The 18,086-nt window shown below is 69.4% G+C and carries 18 protein-coding genes; 9 read left to right on the forward strand and 9 right to left on the reverse strand.

What is annotated here, in order from left to right:
* Positions 1-115: 115 nt before the first annotated feature.
* Entirely contained in the window at positions 116-592 is a 477-nt protein-coding gene (locus ABZU76_RS43030; RefSeq protein WP_354881558.1) for an MEKHLA domain-containing protein, read from the forward strand.
* A 277-nt stretch (positions 593-869) separates the two neighbouring features.
* Here the strand turns inward: ABZU76_RS43030 and ABZU76_RS43035 are convergent, their stop codons facing one another.
* A complete protein-coding gene (locus ABZU76_RS43035; protein WP_220246692.1) occupies positions 870-1,400 on the reverse strand; it encodes a GNAT family N-acetyltransferase in 531 nt (176 codons plus the stop codon).
* Between the two features lie 152 nt (positions 1,401-1,552).
* Here ABZU76_RS43035 and ABZU76_RS43040 point away from each other — a divergent pair, with 152 nt between their 5' ends.
* A complete protein-coding gene (locus tag ABZU76_RS43040; protein WP_354881562.1) occupies positions 1,553-2,149 on the forward strand; it encodes a hypothetical protein in 597 nt (198 codons plus the stop codon).
* 19 nt (positions 2,150-2,168) lie between these two features.
* Entirely contained in the window at positions 2,169-2,525 is a 357-nt protein-coding gene (locus ABZU76_RS43045) for an arsenate reductase family protein (RefSeq protein ID WP_354881687.1), read from the forward strand.
* 220 nt (positions 2,526-2,745) lie between these two features.
* Here ABZU76_RS43045 and ABZU76_RS43050 read toward each other — a convergent pair whose 3' ends face one another.
* Positions 2,746-3,447, reverse strand: a complete 702-nt coding sequence (locus ABZU76_RS43050) for a TetR family transcriptional regulator (RefSeq protein WP_354881565.1) — start codon at positions 3,445-3,447, stop codon at positions 2,746-2,748.
* A gap of 98 nt (positions 3,448-3,545) precedes the next feature.
* Between ABZU76_RS43050 and ABZU76_RS43055 the strand changes: the two genes are divergently transcribed.
* The gene (locus tag ABZU76_RS43055; RefSeq protein ID WP_354881568.1) at positions 3,546-4,688 is read left to right on the forward strand and encodes an FAD-dependent monooxygenase; all 1,143 of its coding nucleotides are present in this window, start codon (positions 3,546-3,548) and stop codon (positions 4,686-4,688) included.
* 278 nt (positions 4,689-4,966) lie between these two features.
* On the opposite strand, the gene ABZU76_RS43060 is transcribed toward ABZU76_RS43055, so the two are convergent.
* The 5 genes from ABZU76_RS43060 to ABZU76_RS43080 form a co-directional block, all read right to left on the reverse strand.
* On the reverse strand, positions 4,967-6,715 hold the full coding sequence (locus ABZU76_RS43060) for a glycosyltransferase family 2 protein (protein WP_354881571.1): 1,749 nt from the start codon (positions 6,713-6,715) through the stop codon (positions 4,967-4,969).
* Positions 6,712-7,677, reverse strand: coding sequence for a glycosyl hydrolase family 18 protein (locus ABZU76_RS43065; protein WP_354881574.1), 966 nt, complete (start codon positions 7,675-7,677; stop codon positions 6,712-6,714). Before ABZU76_RS43065 ends, ABZU76_RS43060 begins: the two co-directional genes overlap by 4 nt.
* A gap of 107 nt (positions 7,678-7,784) precedes the next feature.
* Positions 7,785-8,768, reverse strand: coding sequence for an NAD-dependent epimerase/dehydratase family protein (locus ABZU76_RS43070; RefSeq protein ID WP_354881577.1), 984 nt, complete (start codon positions 8,766-8,768; stop codon positions 7,785-7,787).
* A gap of 29 nt (positions 8,769-8,797) precedes the next feature.
* Positions 8,798-10,081, reverse strand: a complete 1,284-nt coding sequence (locus tag ABZU76_RS43075; RefSeq protein ID WP_354881580.1) for a nucleotide sugar dehydrogenase — start codon at positions 10,079-10,081, stop codon at positions 8,798-8,800.
* Between the two features lie 5 nt (positions 10,082-10,086).
* Positions 10,087-10,779 (reverse strand): response regulator transcription factor, encoded by a 693-nt coding sequence (locus ABZU76_RS43080; RefSeq protein WP_354881583.1) that lies wholly within the window; start codon positions 10,777-10,779, stop codon positions 10,087-10,089.
* Between the two features lie 180 nt (positions 10,780-10,959).
* Here ABZU76_RS43080 and ABZU76_RS43085 point away from each other — a divergent pair, with 180 nt between their 5' ends.
* The 4 genes from ABZU76_RS43085 (at position 10,960) to ABZU76_RS43100 (ending at position 14,725) form a co-directional block, all read left to right on the forward strand.
* Positions 10,960-12,480, forward strand: coding sequence for a polysaccharide deacetylase family protein (locus tag ABZU76_RS43085; RefSeq protein WP_354881586.1), 1,521 nt, complete (start codon positions 10,960-10,962; stop codon positions 12,478-12,480).
* The gene (locus ABZU76_RS43090) at positions 12,473-13,324 is read left to right on the forward strand and encodes a hypothetical protein (RefSeq protein WP_354881589.1); all 852 of its coding nucleotides are present in this window, start codon (positions 12,473-12,475) and stop codon (positions 13,322-13,324) included. Before ABZU76_RS43085 ends, ABZU76_RS43090 begins: the two co-directional genes overlap by 8 nt.
* A 103-nt stretch (positions 13,325-13,427) precedes the next feature.
* On the forward strand, positions 13,428-14,060 hold the full coding sequence (locus ABZU76_RS43095; RefSeq protein WP_354881592.1) for a HAMP domain-containing sensor histidine kinase: 633 nt from the start codon (positions 13,428-13,430) through the stop codon (positions 14,058-14,060).
* The gene (locus ABZU76_RS43100) at positions 14,057-14,725 is read left to right on the forward strand and encodes a response regulator transcription factor (protein ID WP_354881595.1); all 669 of its coding nucleotides are present in this window, start codon (positions 14,057-14,059) and stop codon (positions 14,723-14,725) included. The genes ABZU76_RS43095 and ABZU76_RS43100 overlap by 4 nt, the downstream gene beginning before the upstream one ends.
* 13 nt (positions 14,726-14,738) lie before the next feature.
* Here the strand turns inward: ABZU76_RS43100 and ABZU76_RS43105 are convergent, their stop codons facing one another.
* Positions 14,739-16,313, reverse strand: a complete 1,575-nt coding sequence (locus tag ABZU76_RS43105; RefSeq protein ID WP_354881598.1) for a hypothetical protein — start codon at positions 16,311-16,313, stop codon at positions 14,739-14,741.
* A 260-nt stretch (positions 16,314-16,573) separates the two neighbouring features.
* On the opposite strand from ABZU76_RS43105, the gene ABZU76_RS43110 reads away from it, so the two are divergent.
* On the forward strand, positions 16,574-17,404 hold the full coding sequence (locus ABZU76_RS43110) for an alpha/beta hydrolase (RefSeq protein WP_354881601.1): 831 nt from the start codon (positions 16,574-16,576) through the stop codon (positions 17,402-17,404).
* 54 nt (positions 17,405-17,458) lie between these two features.
* Here the strand turns inward: ABZU76_RS43110 and ABZU76_RS43115 are convergent, their stop codons facing one another.
* Positions 17,459-18,055 (reverse strand): TetR/AcrR family transcriptional regulator, encoded by a 597-nt coding sequence (locus ABZU76_RS43115; RefSeq protein ID WP_354881604.1) that lies wholly within the window; start codon positions 18,053-18,055, stop codon positions 17,459-17,461.
* Between the last annotated feature and the right edge of the window lie 31 nt (positions 18,056-18,086).

Below are 18,086 nucleotides of genomic sequence, written 5' to 3' on the forward strand. Positions count from 1 at the left end.
CGCCACGGTCCCGAGGGGGAGGCCGTGGCGAGTTTTTCTTCGGCCCGGAGTCCATAGTGGACCTGGCGATCACCCGTGGTGCGACGGTCTTTGGCGGCAGGCGTACCTTGACGCCATGTCGCAGGGTGCTGGGTTGTCCGACTCCGGGTCGTCACCGCTGGACGCCGCTTTCGCCCGGCTGCTCGTGGACAGCTACCGCCGCGTAGTCGGCAAACCACTGATCGACGCCAGGTCGGACGCCGCCCGCCACCTCTACGAGGACGCCCCCTTCGGCCTCCTGGCCCACGACTCCGCCGACGACCCCCGCTTCACCTACGCCAACCTCGTCGCCCAGCACGCGTTCGAACTCGGCTGGACCGAGTTCCGCGGCATGCCCTCACGCCTCTCAGCCGAGCAGGACCGGCAGGAGGACCGTGAGGCCCTCGTTGAGGCCGTCACCACCCACGGCTTCGTCAGCGGCTACCGCGGTCGGCGCATCGCCAAGTCGGGCCGTCGCTTCTGGATCGAAGACGTGACGATGTGGAACCTCGTCGACGACACCGGTGTGAAACAGGGACAGGCCGCCATTTTCGCGCGCTACACGGCCGGCTGACCCTGCTTCGCGGTCCGTCCTATCCGCCCGCTCGTGGACGCTTTTTCCTTGCTGTTCGCCCGGAATTCACCGGCGCGAGCGGGGGAGGGCACGCCCCGGCGGTTGGCGCGCGGGAATGCCGCCGCGCTGTTCGGCTGGCGCGCGGGAACGCCGCCGCGCTGTCGGGCCGGCATGCGGGAGCACTGTCGCCCCTTCGGCGTGGCGCCGGCACATGAGCGCGTTGCCACTCTGTCTGGTGGGCGCGTCTGTCGGGTGGGCGCGCGCGAGCGCCGGCCCGCTAGATGATGTCGCTGTGGCGGATGCGGTACACCTGCAGCCGCAGGTCGTAGTACTTCGACGTTTCGCCGACCCACTGCATGCCGAGACGCTTGGCCGTCGCGATGGCGCGCGTGTTGGAGGGCCGCGCCACGGCGAAGAGCTCCTCGGTGTCCTGCGTGAACGCCCACTCGATCAGCGCCCGCGCCGATTCCGTCGCGTAACCCTTGCCCCAGGCGTCCGGGTGCAGCTGCCAGCTCAGCTCCAGGTCCTCCTGGAACGGCGGCAGCAGCCGGATCCCGAGCCCGCCCACGACAGCACCGTCCGACGTGCGCGCCACCGCCCAGCGCCCGCGCGGCGGGGCCAGGTTCGGCTGGGCTTCCTGCCACGCTTGCAGCACCGAGCGCATCGCCGCGACGTCGGTGACGCGGTCCATCGCGGGCGTCAGCCAGTGAGTGACCTCGTCCGTGCCGTAGATGCGGAACGCGGCGTCGGCGTCGTCGATCGACCAGTCCCGGATCACGAGGCGGTCGGTGGCCAGAGGCATGTCCATGGATGAACGGTACGCCGAAACGACCCTCCACCGGCGGGTGATCCGTGGCACCCGTCGCGACCCGTGGGGCATTGGCCCTCGGGACTTCGTCCTAGTGGCCTCCTGACTCCATCGTCATAGCTTCCTCACAACCTCCTGCCACGCTCACAAACGTGCGTTCATCCATCTCCTTCTTCGTCGCCGGCGCCGCGTTCGTCCTGCTCAGCGCCTGCTCCGGCTCGCCCGCCGCCCCGCAGGTCGCCACGCTCGACACGGGCAGCGCGTCCGCAGGCTCCCCCGCCTCGTCGGCCACCACGACCGACTCCGACGCCGGCCGCCCGCAACTGCGCCTCGACAGCTCCACTGAGGAGACACAGTCCTACTGGGACGCCTACGACTCCTGCCTCCGCACCAACGGCCACGCCGTCCTCGATGGACGACACTCCGGCCCGGTCGGCGACCCGAACAGCCCGCCCGCCCTCGACATGAACGACGACAGCCCACAGTCGAAGAAAGCCGAGGAGGCCTGCAAAGCAAAGCTGCCGCTGCAGCCGCCCGAGCTTTCCCCGCGGACCAACCCGAAGTTCAACGACCAGTTCCACGACATGGTCAAGTGCATGACCGACAAGGGCGCCCACGTGCACGTGGCCCCCGACACCAGCGTCGACGCCGACGGCCTCACCTGGCAGATCGACGACGGCTCGTCCGACACCTACGACAACCTCGACAAGCTCGCCGACCAGTGCCAGAAGCAGGCGTTCGCGAAGTAGGCCGCGTACGGTGACCCTCGTGGAAATCTGGGTCAACCCGCGTTGCTCGAAGTGCCGCGCCGCCGTGTCGCTGCTCGACGAGGCAGGCGCCACCTACACCGTGCGCCGGTACCTCGAGGACCCGCCGACGCCGGCAGAGCTCGAGGCCGTGCTGGACCGGCTCGGGCTCGACCCGTGGGACATCACACGCACCGGCGAGAAGGTCGCGATCGAACTCGGCCTGAAGTCGTGGCCGCGCACGCCCGCCGACCGCGCCCGCTGGATCGAGGCGCTGGCGGCGAACCCGGCGCTCATCCAGCGCCCGATTATCACGGCCGACGACGGCACCACAGTCGTCGCCCGTGACGAGGAGACGGTCCGGTCCGTCCTGGGCTGACGCCTCGCCCCGCGTGGGTGTCGGTGGTCTGCTTCGTCCATTCGCCTCCTGGTGTGTTCGGGGTGCGGTTTTCGCGGTGCTGTTCTCTCGAAGCTGCTGTCCCAGAGCTGTCGTGCCGGTGCCGTCGTGTGCCGTGCTGTCTCGTGCTCGTGGATGTGTGTTCGTTGATATCTGCTGCGTCGCTGGTGTCTCAAAAGTATCTTAAAGCGTCTCAATATTGCTAGACCTTCAGGTGGCGGTAGACCGTCGCCCGGGAAACGCCCAGCTCGTCGGCGATCTTCGTGGCCGGGAAGCCCTGGTCGTGCAGCTTGCGGCACATCACGAGCAGGTTGCCGGTCATCACGGTCGGCCGGCCCCGCCCGACGTGGCGTTGTGAGTCGCCGAAGAGGCGGTGGACGCCGTCGAGCACGGCGGCGCGCAACTCGTCGACACGGTGGTCGGCGTAGAGGACCACCGGGTCGCTCAGCATGGCGATGGCCTGCGCGGCGCGGACGTTGGCGGCGAAGTCCGGGTCAGGGCCGGCCACGATCAGGTTCGCCCGCAGCATGCCGTCGCGGAAGCGGTCGAACACCGACTGGGACGCGGTCAGCCCCAGATCACGCAGGTTGAGCCGCAGCAGGTAGCGGTGGCGCAGCCAGACGTCGAGCAGGCCTTCGACCATCGCGTCGCGGGCGGTGTCGGCATCCGTCGTCAGGGCCTGAGCCGCGTCGACGGTGGCTTCCAGGTCGACCAGCATCGGCTCGGCCATCGCGGTGATGATCTCGGCCTTGCCCGGGAAGTGGTACAGAACCGCGGTTTTTGTGACACCGACGCGTTCGGCGATTTCCCGCACGGAGGTCGCGTGGTAGCCGTTCGAGGCGAACAAGTCCATGGCGACCTGCAGGATGCGCGCGCGGGTGTCGGGCGGCAGGACTTCGTTCATGCTGTCGAATCTACCTCCTTGCCTGACCGGTGGACAGGCGTGTACCGTCGATCCTGACCGTTGGTCAGGGGGACCGCGGCAGGAGGGGATGGCAGATCATGACCACGAAGACAGTGCTGATCTCCGGTGCGGGAGTCGCCGGGCCCACGCTCGCCTACTGGCTGGCGCGTGCGGGGTACCGGCCGACCGTGGTGGAGCGCGCGGCGGGCCTGCGCTCGAGCGGCAGCCCGGTGGACGTCCGCGGGCCGGCCGCCGAGGTCGCGCGGAAGATGGGCCTCACCGAGCAGCTGCGGGAGGCGGCCACCTCGGTCCGGAGCATGAAGTTCGTGAACGACCGGGGGAAGAGCGTCGGGCGGGTGGCGATGGGCGACGGTGGTGGCACCGACGTCGAGCTGACGCGCACCGACCTCGCGCGCATCCTCTACGAGGCGAGCGCCGGCGACGCGGAATACGTGTTCCACGACTCGGTGGCCGGGCTCGCACAGGACGAGGGCGGGGTCGACGTCACCTTCGAACACGGCTCGCCGCGGCGGTTCGACCTCGTGGTGGGCACTGACGGGCTGCACTCCGGCGTGCGCCGGCTGGCGTTCGGCCCGGAGCGGGAGTTCGTGGAGCACATGGGTGTGTACGTCGCGACCATGCCGCTCGACGCGCCGGTGCCCGACCGGAGCGAGATCGTCATGTACAACTCGCCGGGCCGTGCGGTGGCGGTGCACCCGTCGCGGGAGCGCGGGATCGTGGCGTTCATGTTCCGCCACGCCGCGGTGCCGGGCTTCGACTACCGAGACACGGAGCAGCACAAGCGGTTGCTGGAGACCTCGTACGGCGGGGCGGGATGGCGGGTGCCGGAGCTGCTCGACCAGGTGCGTGCTGCCGGCGACCTGTACCTCGATTCGGTTTCGCGTGTGCGGTTGCCGAGCTGGGCCGTGGGCCGGGTGGTGCTGGCGGGTGATGCGGCGTCGTGTGTCTCGCTGTTCGGTGACGGGTCCACGCTGGCGATGTCCGGCGCGCACACTTTGGCCACCGAACTGGCCGCGAGCCCGGGGGATCCGGCGGCGGCGTTCCGGCGTTATGAGACGACGCACCGGAAACTGGTGAATCCGAGGCAGCGCAACGTTCCTGTGGCGGCCGCCATGCTGATTCCCGCCACCCGCGCGGGAATGGCGGTGCGCAACTTCGGGACGCGGTTGGCGCCGTTGGTCAACGCGGCGCAGAAGCTGGCCTTGGCGAAGAGCGCGTGACTGGGTGCAAACTTGGCCGCCCGGGGCCGGCAGGTGGCCAGCCGGGGCACCCGCAGGCATGGCTTGCGGTGCCGCGCGGCTTGGCGGTGGGCTGGCAGGTGGGTTGAGTTCCCTGCCCAGTTGGCCACCAAGCGGCGCAGACGCTGAGCTGGTTTGCGCTGCGGCGTGGGCCTTGCCGGTGTTCTGGTAGGTCGGTGAGGTTGCGCGTCTTGGTGGTGGCGGTGCGTTGCCGTTGCGCGGGGTGTGGGGCTGGCCGAGGGCCGCTGCGGTGGGAGAGGTCAGCCGACCTTTTCGCGTGGGAAGGGGTCGGGGGGCCAGTCCGGGGGCCACTCGGGTGGCCAGGCCGGTTCGGTCTCGGACGTGGGGGACGGGTCGGAGGGCGTTGGAGGTAGCGACGGGAGGGTTCGGCTGGGGCCGTTGCTGTGGGAGGGGATTGTGGGGCCCGAGCCGTTGTGCTGGGTGGGGAGGTTGCGAGGGAAGGGGGACGGGAGAAGGCGAGTGCCGTCACCGGAACCGAGGCCGGTACCCGCAGCCGGGCCGGGGACTGCGGCCAAGCCGGTACCCCCAGGCACTTCGGTGCCCCCTGGCACTCGGGCACTCGCGGCAGCGCCCTGGCCCGAACTCGCACTCGCACCCACTTCGGTGCCCCCTGGCACTCGGGCACTCGCGGCAGCACCCAGGCCCGAACCCACGCCGGAGCCCACACCCACACCCGCGCGGGTGTGGATTGTGGCGAGGTGCGGGGTCGCGGAGATGTCGGTGCCGCGGCGGGTGGGGCTTTGCCAGCGGCCAGTGCCGTCGCGCCAGGCTTGGGGGAGGGTCCAGAGGGCGATGCAGGCGTCGACGCAGCGGAGGGGGAGATAGAGGGGCGCCATGAGCAGGTAGCGGGCGCGGCGTTCCGTCAGGACGACGGCGAGGGTGAGGAGGAGGTCCGGCACGAGGATGCCGAACGCGATGGTCGGGAGGTTGACGTAGTGGCCGATCGCCAAGGTCACGTCGCCGGCGATCGGTACGGACAGGAAGCCGGGAATGAGGGCCAGCAACAGAAGCACGACCATCAGCGGCAGTAAGGCCATGAAGAGGCTGGCCAGGACCAGTTCCAGCACGTACAGCCCCAACATGAAGCTGAACAGGTCGGCGTGCGGCCGGAAGCGGCGGACGCTTTGCCAGAAGCCGAGGGCCCAGCGGCGCGTCTGGCGGACGTAGTCGCGCAAGGCGTCTGGGTCCTGGGTGACGGCGATGGCCTTCAAGGAAAAACCGACTTTGCCGAGGCGTTTGCGGTAGACCTCGAACGTCATGTTGAAGTCCTCGATCACCAAACCCGGGGGGTTGATGTCGATGAGCGGCAAGGTTTCCGCGCGGTACAGGCTGGCGAAGCCGGGGACGATGAGGGTCGCGTTGGTGCGGCGCCAGGTCTGGCCGAACTTGAGGAGGCGTTGCAGCAGCGCGTAGATGCGTGCGCGGTGCGCGGTGAACAGGAAAGCCAGGAAGCCGCGGCGGGAGGTGGACCAGTCGGTGGCGGCGCAGCCGGCCACGGCGACCACGTCGGGGTCGTCGAACTGCGGGAGGGCGGCGTCGAAGTAGCCCGGGTCGAGGCGGGTGTCGGCGTCCAGCAGCAGCACGGCGTCGTAGCGGGTGGCGAGGGAGAAGTGGCGCACGCCTTCCTCAAGCGCGCCTGCCTTGCCGACGTTGCTGGGCGTCTCGGTGACGTTCACGCCGCACGCCAGGGCGAGCTCGACGGTGCGGTCGGTGGAGCCGTCGGACACGACGTGGACGTTCGACGCCGGCACGAGGCGGGTGAGGGCGGCCAGCGACTCGCCGATCACCACCTCCTCGTTGTGCGCGGCCATGAGCACGGCGACGCGCGAGCGGTGCACGCGGGCGGGCCGCGCGCGAGGCAACGGTGACGGCCGCGGCGGCTGCGATGGCCGCATCCGGTTTTCGAGCGCGCGCGCCAGACCGGCGGTGCCCCACAGGGTGAAGTTCACCCCGAAGACGAAGATTGCCAGCAGCCACAGGGGGATCATCGCTCCTCCGCCGGAGTCCAGTAGGTGTCGAGTTTCGACCAGACGAGGTCGTCCTCCGTGCCGAAGAGCCAGAGGTACACCCCGCCGATCCCGAATTGCCGGGCCTGGGAGAACTTGATCGACGCACTGTAGGCGTTCTCGAACCACACGTCGTGCCGCAACCCGGCGGCATCGATGTAGGAGAAGTGGGGCGATTCGCTGAACCCGTCCCACTCGACGGGCACCCCGAACTCCCGCGACCGCCCGTAGGCCTGCACCCACGTGACCGGCACGGCGGTGTGACCCACCCAGTCGTAGCCGTACATCGGCACGCCCAGCACGATCTTCGACCGCGGGATCTGCGACGTCGCATACGTCAGCACGTCGCGAACCCAGCCCTCGGGCGCGATCGGGCCTGGCGCCGACGTCTGCCAGTGGTAGTCGTACGCCATCAACCGCACCTGGTCGACGGCGCGGCCCAGCGCGGCGTAGTCCTGCGCTCGATTGCGCTCGTCGTAGCCCGCGTCGGTGGTCTTCGCGAACACGTCCACCGACAGGCGTTTCTCGTTGGCGTGCAACGCATCCGCCAGCTGCGTGATGAACGCCGTGAACGCGGCGCGGTCGCTCGAGCGCAGCTCCTCGTAGTCGATGTCCACGCCCGAGAAATCCCCTTGCACGACCAGTGCCACGATGTCCGAGATGTGCCGCGCGGTCGCCGCGGGATCGTGCAGGATCGTCTGCACGATCTGCGGGTGCCAGCGCCCCTCGGTGACGTTCGCGATCGTCGGCGTGATCTCCACTCCCGTGGCGCGCAGCCGCGCGAGATCGTCCGTGCGCTTCGACTGCGCGACGAGCCGGCCCTGGGCGTCGAGGCCGTAGAGCCACGGCGACGCCTCGGTGACCTGCGACTCGTGCGCCTGCACCGTCGAGGTTCCTCCGGCCAGGTTCCAGTAGGGGAGCGACGCGATCGTGTGCGGCTGCACGGCCGCGCGCGCTCCTCCGTCTCGCAACAACGTCAACACCAGCAGCTCACACAGGAGAAGCAAGGCGACCCGGACTCGGTGACGCGACCGGGAAGTCCGGTGCGTCATCAACGGGCGACGGCGGTCCGCAACTGCGTCCGCCGGTCCTCGATGACCGCGTCGATGGTCTCCCGCAGGCTGTGCACAGCGCGGAACCCGACCTGCTGCGCCGCGCGCGCGCAGTTCGGCACCCGCCGCTGCATGTCCTCGTAACCTGCGCCGTACGCCTCCTGGTACGGAACTCGAACGATCGTGCTGTCGGACGCGGTCGCCGCGATCACCAGCTCCGCCAGCTCTTCGATGCTCACCTGCTCGGGGCTGCCGAGGTTGTAGACGCTGCCGTGCGCCGACTCGTCGTCCAGCAGCGCCACGAGCGCGGGCACCACGTCGAGCACGTGACAGAAGCACCGCGTCTGCCGGCCCGTGCCGAACACCGTCAGCGGCTGCCCGGTCAGCGCCTGGTCCACGAATCGTGGCACCACCATGCCGTAGCGGCCGCGCTGGCGCGGGCCGACGGTGTTGAACAGCCGCACCAGCACCGTCCGCACGCCGAGCTCACTGCCGTAGAGGTAGGTGAACGTCTCGTCGAGGGCCTTCGCCTCGGCGTAGGACCAGCGGTTCTTCAACGGCGACCCGACCACGCGGTCGTCGTCCTCCTTCAGCCCGATCGAGGTGTTCTTGCCGTACACCTCGCTGGTCGACGTGACGAGGATGCGTGCGTCGTGGCGCAGCGCCGCGTCGAGCACGACCTCGGTGCCCAACAGGTTGGTACGCAGGCTGTCGAGGGTCTTCTGCATGATCGTGAACACGCCGACGGCCGCGGCCAGGTGGTAGATCTGCTCGACCCCCTCCATGCACGACTCGACGGCGGCCTGATCGCACACGGAACCGCGCACGATCCGCAACCGCGGGTCGCCGGCGACGGCCGCGAGGTTCTGCGCGGTGCCGGTGCTGAAGTCGTCCAGCACCACCACCTCGCGGTTCTCGCCGAGCAGCCGCTCGGTCAGGTGGGAACCGATGAAGCCGGCCCCGCCGGTCACCAAGCACCGCATGAGGTACGCCCTTTCTCGCGGGGAATTGTTCAGACCAGTTCGCGGTGGGTGGCCGCGTCGAACGTGTAGGTGGCGTCGAGCACCAAGGGGCAGTGCTCGATCCAGTCGTAGGACTGTCCGGGGTGGACGGTGTGGATCAGCACGAGGTCGAAGTCCGTGCCGTGCGGGTCGGGGTTGTTCTGATACGAGCGCTCGCCCAGCTTCAGCTCTGGCACGAGCGGGTCGTGGTACTCGACCTTCGCCCCGCCGGCCGCCAGCCGCTCGATGATCTCCAGCGCCGACGACTCACGCAGGTCGCGCACACCCGGCTTGTACGTCACGCCCACCACCACGATCCGCGCGCCCGCGACCCCGCGGCCGGCAGCCGAGAGCGTGGCCGTGACGCGGTCGGCCACCTGGCCGGGCCGGTGCGCGATCGACGTCATGGCCTGGCTGATCAACGGCGCGTCGCCGTGGGCCTCGCGAAGCTGCCACAGCAGGTAGTGCGGGTCGCACGGGATGCAGTGCCCGCCGACGCCGGGGCCGGGGTAGAAACTCATGAACCCGTACGGTTTCGTGGCGGCCGCGCGCGTCACCTCGATCGGGTCGAGCTCCAGCGTCGAGCAGATGCCGGCGAACTCGTTGGCCAGTGCGATGTTCACCGCGCGGAACGAGTTCTCGTACAGCTTCGTCAGCTCTGCCGCTTCGGCCGAGGAGACTTCGTGCAGGAGCGACGTCAGCTTCTGCAGCACGCGCCGCGCGTGGCCGGTGCACGCCGGCGTGCAGCCGCCGACGACGCGAGGAGTGCTCTGCTGCGTGTGCTCGGCGACCCCGGGGTCGATGCGCTCGGGGCTGAACGCCACGAACACGTCATCGCCGACCACGAGACCCCGGTCCCGCAACGGTTCCACGAGCATCTCGCGCGTGGTTCCCACGTAGCTGGTGGACGTGAGGATGAGCGTCTGGCCCGGCCGGGCGTGCTCGACCACCGACCGGCACGCCGCCCGCAGCGGGCCCAGATCCGGTGTCAGGTAACGGTCCAGCGGCGTCGGGACGCAGATGATCACGGCGTCGGCCTCGGCCAGCCGAGCGGGGTCGCCGGTGAGGTCGAACCGGCCGTCCCTGCGGGCCACGACAAGGCGCGTGAGGTCGGCCTCGACGAGGTCGGGCTCGCCGGCCAGGATCGACTCGCGCCGGTCGGCGCTCGTGTCGAGACCGAGCACCTGCGCACCGTCGGCGTGCAGGCCCAACGCGGTCGGCAGACCCACGTAGCCCATGCCGACGATGGCGACGGAGATGAGGCCCTCGGTCTCGCTGAGGGAGGATTCGGCCATGAGTGTCAAGGGGTTTCCCCTTTCCATAACGGCGCCTCGCCGTGAGGCTCGATGCCGGCAGCTCGGGCGATCTTGACGACTTCCAGTCCGCTGTGGACTTTCAGCTTGCGGAACAGGTTGCGGGTGTGTGTGCGCACGGTGTTGCGGGAAAGCTGGAGCCGAGCCGCGATCTGGTCGCTGCGGTCGCCGTCGACCATCGCCACCAGCACTTCGCGTTCACGCTCGCTCAGCACGTCGAGAGGGCTCGAAGACGGCCGGTGCCGGGTGGCGCCGTCGCGGCGCAACCGGTCGAACAGCGCGGCCAGCAGCTCCGGCGGGTACCACGCGTGCCCGGCGCGAGCGCCGCGCACGCGGTCCAGCAGGTCTTCGAGCGAACTTTCCTTGGGGATCCAGGTGTCGATCCCCGCGTGGGCAGCGCACACCGCGAGATCTCGGTCCCGGCTCGCGGTGAGGGCGACGAAGCGGGCCGTCGGCGCCGCATCGCGCCAGGTTCGGATCCGGTCACGCACGTCGGTGAGCGACTCCAGCTCCACGGTCACCACGTCCGGCTGCTGTGCGATGAGCGCGGAGCGCAGCGTCGGGTCGGAGGTGGCGCGCGTGCCGACCACCCTGATCCAGGGCACCGTCGCGAGGCTCGACGTCAGCACGTCGGCCACCATGCGGTGGTCCTCGATCAGGAATAGGCGGGTGATGTCCACGCCGCACAGCAAACAGGCCCCGAAACGGGTTGTCCTCAGCCAGCTGTGCGAAAGACGGCTCATGCAGATGACGGAGATCCGGCATTTGCGGTAGACGGGCTCGTCCCTTCGGGGGATCCGGGTGCCGGGTGTTGACCCTACGGTCAGCTGAGGTATCCCCGATCATTTTGGTGGCCACCCATGGAAAGAAGTACGCGGAAACACCGCAAAGCCCGCAAGGGATTGGACTTCCGGCGGGCACGCACGCGGCTCGCGGTCTGCGCCGCCGCGCTGCTGTGCGTGCTGCCCGCGTTGGCGGTGGGGAGTTCCACGGCGAGTGCGTCGCTGGCGCGGCCGCTCGGCGTGGTGCTGACCTTCGACGACGGCAACTCGGATCAGATGACCGCGCTGCCGATCCTGCAGAAGTACAACATGAAGGGCACGTTCTACATCATCAGCGGTTCGGTCGGCGCGCCCAATTACCTGACGCAGGCCGACCTGAACACGATCAAGAACGCCGGGCACGAGATCGGTGGTCACACGGTGACGCACCCCGACCTCACCACGGTGCCGGCTGACGAGGCGAAGCGGCAGATCTGCAACGGCCGCGCCTCACTGGCGGCGATGGGCTTTTCCGTGACCAGCTTCGCGTACCCATACGCAGCGTTGAACACCTCGGTGAAGAACAACGTGAAGGCGTGCGGCTTCAACAGCGCCCGTGGTCTTGGTGACCTGGCTTCGGCGCACGGTTGCGCCGGCTGTCCGGCGGCCGACACGACCAAGCCCGCCGACGCGTTCGAGATCAAGGCGCTCGACGAGGACGACAACACCTGGACCCTGGCCCAGATGCAGAGCGCGGTCACCGCGGCCGAGCGCAACGGCGGCCTGCTCACCTTCACCTTCCACCACGTCTGCGACGGCGCCGGGTGTGACGAACTGTCCATCTCCACTTCGCGGTTGGACCAGTTCCTCTCGTGGCTGAGCGGGCGCACGAGCGTGGGCACGACGGTGAAGACCATGCAGCAGGCGATCGGTGGCGCCACGAAGCCGGTCGTGACGGCACCGGCGTCGACGAACACCGGCCTGGTGAACACGTCGCTCGAAACCTCGACCAGCGGCACCGGGTTCCCCGACTGCTACATGCCGGGCGGCTACGGCGGCAACACGCCGACGTGGACGAGAACCACGGACAAGCACACGGGTACGTACGCGCAAAAGCTCGACGTCTCCAACTACACCGACGGCGACGCGAAGCTCTTGCCGGCGTTCGACCTCGGAGCCTGTACCCCGACGATCACCGCGGGCAACACCTACACGGTCGGCGTCTGGTACAAGTCGACGGCGATCACGCAGTTCGCGCTGTACTACCGCAACACCCAGGGCTTCTGGACGTACTGGACGTCCGGCCCGTGGCTCGCGGCGGCGTCGAACTGGACGCAGGGCACGTTCACCACTCCGGCAGCGCCCGCGGGTGCGACCGGGCTGAGCTTCGGACTCTCGCTCATCGCGAACGGTTCGGTGACGACGGACGACTACTCGTTCGCCGCGGGTACCGGCTCGGCAGCGGCGGCCGCCATCCAGGCGTCCACCACGGGTCCGCAGCGGTTCAGCGTGACGAGCCGCAACTCCTCGAAGGCCGGCTCGTTCGGCCGCAACGCGAAGCCGCTCATCCCGGCAACGCGACCTGGGCAGGTCATCGCTCCTGTGGAGCCCGGTGACTGACGCCCGTTCCCCGTCGCTGCCCGGCGCTCGCCGCCGGGCAGCGACCCGGATCAGGTACGCGGTGTGGGGTCTGGCGGCCGTATTGACCACCGCGTCCTGCACCGGCGCGCCCGTCCACTCCCCTGGGGCGGGCGCGCCGGCGAACTCGCCCTCGGCCGCACCGGTCGTCCCGCCTTCGGCGCCTTCGGCCTACCCCTGGCACACGAACATCGTGGCGACGACGTTCTGGGTCGGCGAGATCTTCGACCCGAACGCCGAGGACGGCAGCCAAGTGGAGTCCGCCTACGACGACCGGTGGCTCGACCACTTCGGCGGCTGCGACGGAGTGGTCACGCGCGGGAACTGCGAGACCGAACCGCGCACGGCGGCCAACGGATTCTTTCCCACGCGCATGACACCGCGGGAGAATCCGTTCTACCTCGACGTCCCCTATGACGATGTGGGAGACGAGGTGGCAAATCGCCAACGCGCCGCCGTGGTTCCGTGGGCATCTGACGAACGCTATTCCGCGCGAGTTTCCGACCCTGGCTTCAGTCTCCTGAAAAATCGCTGGGTACGCATCCGCCACTCGGGCAAGGTCTGTTACGGACAGATCCAGGACGCGGGCCCGGGCCGGTACGACGACGCGAAGTACGTGTTCGGCACCGACGACGCCCGGCCGGCCAATGATCGTTTCAACGGAGCCGGAATGGACGTCTCACCTGCGTTGAACGGATGCCTCGGATTCGGCGAGCTCGACGGCGAGAACGATCGGATCGACTGGCAGTTCGTCGACGACTCCGCGGTGCCGCCGGGGCCCTGGAAGATCATCGTCACCACGAGCGGTGTCACGCACCAGAGCTGATTCCCGCCTATTCTCCGACTCCTGGGTTATGCGCCAGTAACGTCGCCAAGATCGCGGACGACTCCCTTCGGTCGGGGAAAAGGTAAAGGCGAGGGAAAAAGCCATGGAAACCGTGCCGGAACGCCGGGCGGCCACCGGGCGCCGCAGCGAGGATCGCACCGTTCAAGCTCTGTGGGGAGTGTTGCACGATCTCGGCCACGAGATCACGACGTTGGCCTACCTGGTCGAGTCGGAGCTCAAGGACGTGGCCGGCGTGGAGCTGATCGGTGAGCAGGTTTCGCGGTTGCGCACTCTGGTCTCCCACGCGCTGGCAGCCGAGACGCACGAGGAGATCGTGCCGCTGCGACCGTTGCTGGCGCAGCTGGTGAAACTGGCCGATCGGGTCAGTGAGCCTTCGGTGGTGCTCGCGGACGGAGCGGCCGCTGCCGTCCGCGTGGACGGCACGGTGCTGTGGCGGATCCTCGCCAACGTGCTGGGCAACGCGGTACGCGCCGCGGGGCCCGACGGTCATGTACACGTGGAGCTCACGGCGAACTCGCCGGTCACCGTGTCGATCACGGACGACGGGCCCGGGTTCGGGCGCATCCCGCCGGGTACGGCGTCGCTCGGCCTGGTCACGGTCGCGCACCTCGCCGAGGCGTCGGGTGCGCAGGCCCTGGTCGGTCCGGGTGAACCGGAGGGCACGTGCGTGCGGATCGTCTTCCCCAGCCACCTGAGTGAAGGGGAGCACGAATGACGAGCATCGTCCTGGGTGACGACCATAAGGTCTTTCTCGAAGCATTGGCCGGGCTGCTGGAACGGCACGGGATGCGGGTGGTGGGCACCGCCCTTACGCTCGCGCAAGTGGTGGAGACCGTGCGCGAAACGCGCCCGGACGTCTGCCTGCTCGACCGCAACTTCGGGGCCGGCCCCGTGGAAGACGGCGTCGCGGCGACGCTCGCGGCGAGCCCGGGCACCAAGGTCATCATGCTCACCGCCAGCCCCGGCAACGGCGCGGTCGCCGACGCCCTCCGCTCAGGCGCGGCCGGCTACGTGCACAAGACGTGCGGCGTGGAACACCTCATCAACGCCATCGACCGCGTGATCGCCGGCGAAACCCTCGTCGACGTCCCCGTGCGCACCTCGGCGCCCACCCCGGACCGCTCGCGGGAGGTCGACCTGCGCGAACGCTTCCTCACCGGCCGCGAACGCCAGTGCCTCGCGATGCTCATCGACGGCGACACGACGGAGACGATGGCGCGCCGCCTTGGCGTGTCCACGGCGACGGTGCGCAGCCACGTGCAGGGGGTACTGGTGAAACTGGGGGTCCACTCGCGGCTGGAGGCCGCTGCGCTGGCGGTGCGGCACGCGCTGGTGCCGGCCGCGTCGCTGACTTCCGGGTTCGAGGCGCGGCTCGGGTAAGTCCTTTGTGGACTCAGCTGGGCAGCTGGCTCCGGAGCCGGTCGAGCCACCGGTCGACGGTGAGCTCGTACCGCCCGGGGTCGTTCGACGGCGCGGCCTCGGCGACGGCGGCGTTCACGTGGTCGCGCACCGTGCCTGCCCACTCGGGCAGCACCCACACGGTCTGGAAGTAGTCGGCGCGCATCCGCACGGCGGCGACTTCCTGGTACCCGGCGGTGACCTCGCGGTTGCGCACCCCGTAACGGGACTCGGGGATCTGCGGCGCGCCCGACGTGATGATCAAGACGGTCGGGCGCGCCTTCAGAATGACCTCGGTCGGATCCGCGCCGCGGGAGATCTGCGCGTCGTTGAGGCCGATGTAGTCGATGGCCTGCCAGCCGCTGTAGTACGGGATGGCGGCGGCGTCGCCGACGGCCAGCGTGCGCTGGTGCTCGGGCACTTCGGCCGCGCCGAGGCCCTTGCCGATCGCCACGTGCGCACGTTGCAGGTCGGGCCCGTAGTTCGCGATCGTGCCCAGGTCGGGTGCCGTCGCGCCGGCCACGGCCGACCAGCCCACGGCGATGACCCCGGTCAGCGCCGTCAGCCACCGCCCGCCCAGCGCGGCCGCACCGAGACCCGCGCCCAGGCACAGCACGGGCACGCCGTGGTCCGCGAAGCGGTCGAGGTAGTCCATGGTCGGCCCGGACACGGCGTAGGTCACGTACGTCAGCACGACGGTGGCCACCAGTAGTCCGCCCGCCGCGCGGGTGGCGCGGCGCAGCAGGAGCGACAGCGTCAGCACGAGCAGGGGGAGCAGGAGCCAGAACGTGTGCTCCGTCCACATCCGCCCGGACGCGAGGTCGCCGAACTTGACGTAAAAGGTGTTCGGCAGGAGTTGCCCGTAGTACTGCCAGCGCCACCCGAAATACCCGGCGCCGACCACGGCCGCGCCCGCCGTCCACCACCACGTCGCCCGGCTGCGTCGCGTCGTCCACAGCCAGACGGCCACGGTCGGCAGCGCGGCCAGCACGCCGTCCGGCCGCAGCGTGCCGAGCACGAGCAGCAGCAACGGCGGTTCCCACGGGTGCACGCGCTCACCGTCGAGCGCGCGCAGGCCCAGCACCGCCGCGCGCAGGAGCACGGTCGCGAACACGGCCGTTTCGAGGCCGCTCGTGATGTGGAAGTACGTCGGCAGGAAGACCACATACGCGCCGCCCGCCACCAGAGCGCCGGCGAGGCCGCCCCGGCGGTGGCCGGTCGTCACCAGCATCAGCAGCGTGAGCACGCCGAAGACCAGTGAGGTCACCTTCGTGAACAGCGGCAACGCGAGTCCCAGCCACGAACCGAGCCCCGACCACAGCACCCAGGAGAAGTCGGTGAAGCCCTCCACGCGCGGGCCGGTCACGTTCCACACCGGGCCGTGGCCCGCGGCGAGGTTGGCGGCGTAGCGGAAGCTGATGAACGCGTCGTCGATGGTGAAGAACCACGCCGACCAGGCGCCGGCCAGGAACAGCACGAGCAGCCCGAGGCCGGTGACCACCAGGGCGCGGCGGCGCGGTCTGGCGGCTTCGACGCTGCCGATTGCTTCGGATGTGGACGTGACGGTCATGACGAACCCCGTGGCTGAACGAACCTGAGACCCCAACGGAGCGGCAACTTTAGCCGAGTTGCCCGAATGGTCCCATGATCAGCCCCCGTGTCGGGCTCGTCTCACCCGTCCGGATCCGTGCGAAGCCCCCGTCGTCAGCCGGCGGCTTCGATATTCCGATTCTTACGATGATCTTTCACGCACTGCGCACAACTTGATTGCACACAATTAAGTTGTAGTGTTCAGGACAAGCGAAGCCCGAACTTCCCGAGGAGCAAGAGATGCGCACACGTACTCGCCTGGCCCGGATCGCCGCTGCGACCGCCGCGTTGGCCGCGGCCGCCGTGTTCGCGGCGGTGCCGTCGTCGGCGGCGCCGCAGCAGGCCGACCACCACGCGCCGGCGAAGGCGAAGCCGACGATCGTGCTGGTGCACGGAGCGTTCGCCGACACGTCGAGCTGGAACGGCGAGGTCACGCGGCTCGAACAGCGCGGCTACAAGGTGGTCGCCGCCGCCAACCCGCTGCGCGGGGTCGCGTCCGACGGCGCCTACATCAAGGCCCTGGTCGACAGTGTCGACGGACCGGTCGTGCTGGTCGGGCACTCCTACGGCGGCTCGGTGATCACCAGCGCCGCGCTGAACGACCCCAAGGTGCAGGCGCTCGTCTACATCGCGGGCTTCATCCCGGACCAGGGCGAGTCCGCGCTCGACCTCACCAACAAGTTCCCGGGCAGCACGCTCGGCGACACGCTGCAGCAGGTCACCCTCCCCGGCGGGGAGACCGACCTCTACGTGAAGCGGGACCTTTTCCCGAACCAGTTCGCCGCCGACGTCCCGCTCTCGCAGGCCCGCCAGATGGCCGCCGGTCAGCGCCCGGTCGCCGCGTCCGCGCTGAGCGAGCCGTCGGGTGCGCCCGCGTGGACGAACATCCCGGTGTGGGACCTGATCCCGACCGGTGACAAGAACATCCCGCCGGCCGCGCAGAAGTGGATGGCCGAGCGCGCCCACGCCCACACCGTCGTCGTGCCGGGTGCCTCGCACGCCGTGCTGGTCTCGCGCCCCGACAAGGTCACCGACATCATCGTGAGTGCCGCGAACGCGACCACCAAGTGACGCACAGCTGAAAACCTGAAAACACAGTCCCGGCCACCTCGGCCGGGGCTGTTTTCATCGTCCGATCAGCCGCTCGACCAGCGCGGTGTACTGCGCCACGATCACGTCACGCGTCAGCCGGCCGGCGGGGGCGAACCACTCGCGCACGCCGTTGAGCATGTCGAGCACCGCCATCGTGGTCACGGTAACGTCCTCGATCCGGAACTCGCCGGCGGCGACGCCCTCGGCAAGGACATCGTGGAAAGCGTCGTGGTACGCGGTCTGCAGCTTGATCCCCTCGGCCTGCTGGGCGGGGTCGAGCGCGTACCGGATGGGGTTGCCGACCAGTAGTTCCGGGCGCCGGTCGTCGCTCAACTCGAGGTGCAGGCGCACGACCCGCCGCACGCGTTCGCCGGGCGAAAGGGACTCGTCGCGCAGCACGGGCACGGTCGCGTCTACGAAGTCGGTCATGAACCGCGAAACGATCGCGTGCAGCACTTCCTGTTTGTTCGTGAAGTGGTGGTACATCGTCGAGGACGAGATGCCCACCGCGTCGGCCAGGTCGCGGATCGACGTGGCGCTGTAGCCGCGCTCGTGAAACAGCTCACTCGCGCGTTCGAGGATCAGGACCCGGAGATCGGGCCCCTCGTCGAGCGACTTCTTCCTGGCCACGGCCCTCCTTCCGGTGAAGAGGTGGGGGCGC

Origin of the sequence: Amycolatopsis sp. NPDC005232, assembly GCF_040607795.1 — a bacterium.
Taxonomy (GTDB): Bacteria; Actinomycetota; Actinomycetes; order Mycobacteriales; family Pseudonocardiaceae; genus Amycolatopsis.

Coding starts and splice junctions, on each gene's coding strand:
- ABZU76_RS43030 (WP_354881558.1), top strand. CDS start 116: ATGTCGCAGGGTGCTGGGTTGTCCGACTCCGGGTCGTCACCGCTGGAC.
- ABZU76_RS43035 (WP_220246692.1), bottom strand. CDS start 1,400: ATGGACATGCCTCTGGCCACCGACCGCCTCGTGATCCGGGACTGGTCG.
- ABZU76_RS43050 (WP_354881565.1), bottom strand. CDS start 3,447: ATGAACGAAGTCCTGCCGCCCGACACCCGCGCGCGCATCCTGCAGGTC.
- ABZU76_RS43055 (WP_354881568.1), top strand. CDS start 3,546: ATGACCACGAAGACAGTGCTGATCTCCGGTGCGGGAGTCGCCGGGCCC.
- ABZU76_RS43060 (WP_354881571.1), bottom strand. CDS start 6,715: ATGATCCCCCTGTGGCTGCTGGCAATCTTCGTCTTCGGGGTGAACTTC.
- ABZU76_RS43070 (WP_354881577.1), bottom strand. CDS start 8,768: ATGCGGTGCTTGGTGACCGGCGGGGCCGGCTTCATCGGTTCCCACCTG.
- ABZU76_RS43075 (WP_354881580.1), bottom strand. CDS start 10,081: ATGGCCGAATCCTCCCTCAGCGAGACCGAGGGCCTCATCTCCGTCGCC.
- ABZU76_RS43085 (WP_354881586.1), top strand. CDS start 10,960: ATGGAAAGAAGTACGCGGAAACACCGCAAAGCCCGCAAGGGATTGGAC.
- ABZU76_RS43095 (WP_354881592.1), top strand. CDS start 13,428: ATGGAAACCGTGCCGGAACGCCGGGCGGCCACCGGGCGCCGCAGCGAG.
- ABZU76_RS43100 (WP_354881595.1), top strand. CDS start 14,057: ATGACGAGCATCGTCCTGGGTGACGACCATAAGGTCTTTCTCGAAGCA.
- ABZU76_RS43105 (WP_354881598.1), bottom strand. CDS start 16,313: ATGACCGTCACGTCCACATCCGAAGCAATCGGCAGCGTCGAAGCCGCC.
- ABZU76_RS43110 (WP_354881601.1), top strand. CDS start 16,574: ATGCGCACACGTACTCGCCTGGCCCGGATCGCCGCTGCGACCGCCGCG.